Raw genomic sequence first — 3,244 nt, forward strand, 5'->3', positions numbered from 1 at the left:
CGCCGCCCGCGCCTCCTGCTCGAGGGCTTCCATGGTCTCGTGAGGGCCGTTGATCACGCAGCGGATCATCCAGCGGTAGCCGTCGACCCCGATGAAGCGCACCGCACCGGAGGCGGAGCCGACCACCTCGCGGCCCCAGGGGCCGTCCTTGATGCTGACTTTGGCCGAGTCCTTGCGCAGCGAATCCGCGAGTTCGCCGGCCACTTCGCGCCATAGGCCGCCCGTCTTCGGTGCCGCGTACGCCGCGATGGTGAAGCGGCCGTTGGGCGTGACGACCCACACGGCGCTGGGAACGCCGGTCTCGGTCAGTTCGACCTGCAGCTGGCCCGCCTCCGGCATCGGAATGAGCACTGAGCCGAGGTCCAGGCGCGCTACCTCGGCGACCGACGGGTCCTCGAAATCATCGATGTCGAACGGGCCCTCGAGTTCGTCGTCGAACTCCTCGTCGATCGGGTCGGCGGCGGGTGCCGCGTCGACCGGCTCGTCGCGGTCGTCATTGCTTCTGTTAAGTGCCATCACAAACTCGCATGTCCGCCGGAGGAACCGTGGCCACCGTCGCCACGGGATGTGTCGGCCAGCCCGGCCTCGTCGAACGACGACACCTCGACCAGCTCGACCAGCTCGACCCGCTGCACGAGCAGCTGGGCGATGCGGTCGCCACGGTGCACCACGATGGGCTCGGCGGGATCGAGGTTGATCAGCGCGACCTTGATCTCGCCGCGATAGCCCGCGTCGATGGTCCCCGGACTGTTGACGATCGAAAGCCCCACGCGCGACGCCAATCCCGAACGCGGGTGCACCAACCCGACCATCCCGAACGGGATCGCGACGGCCACGCCCGTGCGGACCAGGGCGCGTCGCCCGGGTTCCAGCTTGAGATCTTCCGCGCTGTAGAGGTCCACGCCGGCGTCGCCTTGGTGAGCGCGCGTGGGCAGTGGAAGCTCGGGATCAAGACGGACGATGGCGAGACTGGTCGACACGGGGCCACAGATTACCCTTGACTGCGTGTCCGGTACGCGCGTCGCGCCGCACAGTGTGCGATATCGCGAACGACTGTGGGTGCCATGGTGGTGGTGGCCGCTCGCCTTAGGGCTGGCGGGGCTGATCGCCTTCGAAGTCAACATGGGCGTCGCCCCCCGGCCTTCCTGGCTGCCGTACGCAACGCTTTTCGCGGTGGCGGCCGGAGGCCTGTTGTGGCTGGGCCGGGTCGAGATCCGGGTGACCGCCGACCCGAACGTGCCGGGTGGGGTCGAATTGTGGGCCGGCGAGGCGCATCTGCCGGTCACCGTGATCGCCCGATCCGCCGCGGTCGCCCCGTCGGCCAAATCCGCGGCCCTGGGCCGCCAACTCGACCCGGCGGCTTACGTGTTGCATCGGGCGTGGATCGGGCCGATGATCCTGGTCGTCCTCGACGACCCGGACGACCCGACGCCGTACTGGCTGGTGAGTTGCCGCCACCCCGAGCGGGTGCTGTCGGCATTGCGCAGCTGATCCCGAAACCCGCTCAGGCCGCGCAGTCGGTACAGATCATCAGGCCGTTCTTCTCGCTGGCCAGCCGGCTGCGGTGTTGCACCAAAAAACAGCTCGAGCAGGTGAACTCGTCGGCCTGCTTCGGAATGACGCGCACCGACAACTCTTCCCCGGACAGGTCGGCGCCGGGCAGCTCGAAAGACTCAGCGGTTTCGGATTCGTCGACGTCCACCACGGCCGAGGCCGCCTCGTTGCGTCGGGCTTTGAGCTCCTCCAGCGAATCTTCCGAGACATCGTCGGTCTCGGTGCGCCGTGGAGCGTCGTAGTCGGTAGGCATATCTGTTTCCCCTGCCCTGTTGCCTCTTCATGCCTCGTTTATCAGGCATCGCTTTGTACCAGCGTCGAACGCATCCACCAAATGATTCGTGCCCGGATAGCGGTCCGGTTATGTGTGATTTACGTCACACACCCATCTTGGCCCTTGCGTTCGCCTTTGAACAGTGCGTTTAGGGTGCGACTAGAGTGCACCTGTGGTCGCACAAATCACCGAGGGTACCGCTTTCGACAAGCACGGTCGGCCCTTCCGGCGACGCAATCCCCGCCCCGCCATCGTCGTGGTCGTTTTCCTCGTGGTGGTGACGGCCGTGGTGTGGACGATCGCGCTGACCCGGCCGGCGAAGGTGCACGAGGTCGCGGTGTGCAACCCGCCGCCGAAAGGGGCCGGATCGGGGGCGCCGGCGCAGCTTGGTGAGCAGGTGTCGCGAAGCGCGATGATGGACGTCACACCCGCCAAACTCAGCGACACCAAGGTCCGCGTGCTCAACGCCAGCGGGCGGGGCGGGCAGGCCGGTGACGTCTCAGGCGCCCTGAAGGACCTCGGGTTTGCCCAGCCGACGGCCGCTAACGATCCCCTGTATGCCGGCACGCGGCTGACCTGCCAGGGCCAGATCCGCTTCGGTACGGCCGGGCAGGCTACCGCGGCGGCGGTCTGGTTGGTGGCGCCGTGCATGGAGTTGTTCAACGACAGTCGCGCCGACGACTCAGTCGACCTGGCGTTGGGTACGGACTTCACCGCCCTGGCCCACAACGACGACATCGATGCCGTGCTGGCCACGCTGCGCCCCGGCGCCACCGAGCCGTCAGACCCCGCGCTGCTCACGAAGATTCACGCCAGCAGCTGCTGAGCGCGGCCTCAATCGAGGATCGGGTCCAGGCCGTCGATTTCGTCCAGGGCGGCCAGCAGCGCGTCGGCGATTCCCGGCGCGGCGGCCAACACCAGCCCGGCGCCTTCAATGTCGTTCGCGGGCAAGGAAACCCGCGCCCCCGCCTCGGCCGCGATCAGCGCACCGGCGGCGCAATCCCACGGCTGCAGGCCGTGCTCGTAGAACGCGTCGAGCCGGCCCGCCGCGACCATGCACAGATCCAGTGCCGCCGAACCGATCCGGCGGACGTCGCGGACCACGGGCAGCAGCCGCGCCAACAGCGCCGCCTGCGTCGCCCGCCGCTGCCGCGAGTACCCGAAGCCCGTGCCCAGCAGCGCCATCGACAAATCGTCGACCGTGGCGCACCGCAGCGGCCGCACCCCCTGATCGTCGACGACATGCGCGCCCAGACCGATGGCGGCCGAGTACACCCGGCCCGCGACGACGTCGGCGACCGCGCCCGCCACCGACATGCCCTCGACTTGCACGCCGACCGACACCGCGTACGCCGGGATGCCGTAGACGAAGTTCACCGTGCCGTCGATGGGATCGAGGACCCAAGTGACCGCGCC

At 68.4% G+C, this 3,244-nt stretch carries 6 protein-coding genes; 2 read left to right on the forward strand and 4 right to left on the reverse strand.

Translation table 11 applies throughout. The annotated features are described in order from the left end of the window. The coding region (locus tag A5711_RS04125; protein ID WP_156744778.1) for a DUF3710 domain-containing protein at positions 1–516 on the reverse strand (516 nt) is incomplete at its 3' end. Continuing rightward, positions 516–980 carry a dUTP diphosphatase gene (dut, locus tag A5711_RS04130; protein ID WP_067944294.1) on the reverse strand — a complete coding sequence of 155 codons (465 nt, stop codon included), beginning with the start codon at positions 978–980 and terminating at the stop codon, positions 516–518. The genes A5711_RS04125 and dut, both read right to left, overlap by 1 nt. Positions 981–1,005: 25 nt before the next feature. Between dut and A5711_RS04135 the strand changes: the two genes are divergently transcribed. After that, positions 1,006–1,491: a DUF3093 domain-containing protein gene (locus tag A5711_RS04135; protein WP_067944296.1), complete on the forward strand. Its 486-nt coding sequence runs from the start codon at positions 1,006–1,008 to the stop codon at positions 1,489–1,491. Positions 1,492–1,504: 13 nt separating this feature from the next. On the opposite strand, the gene A5711_RS04140 is transcribed toward A5711_RS04135, so the two are convergent. Then, positions 1,505–1,807 (reverse strand): DUF4193 domain-containing protein, encoded by a 303-nt coding sequence (locus A5711_RS04140; RefSeq protein WP_007171590.1) that lies wholly within the window; start codon positions 1,805–1,807, stop codon positions 1,505–1,507. A gap of 193 nt (positions 1,808–2,000) precedes the next feature. Here A5711_RS04140 and cei point away from each other — a divergent pair, with 193 nt between their 5' ends. Next, positions 2,001–2,654 (forward strand): envelope integrity protein Cei, encoded by a 654-nt coding sequence (gene cei / locus A5711_RS04145; RefSeq protein WP_066950310.1) that lies wholly within the window; start codon positions 2,001–2,003, stop codon positions 2,652–2,654. An 8-nt stretch (positions 2,655–2,662) separates the two neighbouring features. Here the strand turns inward: cei and A5711_RS04150 are convergent. Further along, the coding region (locus A5711_RS04150) for an inositol monophosphatase family protein (protein ID WP_067944298.1) at positions 2,663–3,244 on the reverse strand (582 nt) is incomplete at its 5' end.

It is taken from the genome of Mycobacterium sp. E2238 (genome assembly GCF_001672665.1).
In the GTDB taxonomy this organism is placed as follows: Bacteria; Actinomycetota; Actinomycetes; order Mycobacteriales; family Mycobacteriaceae; genus Mycobacterium.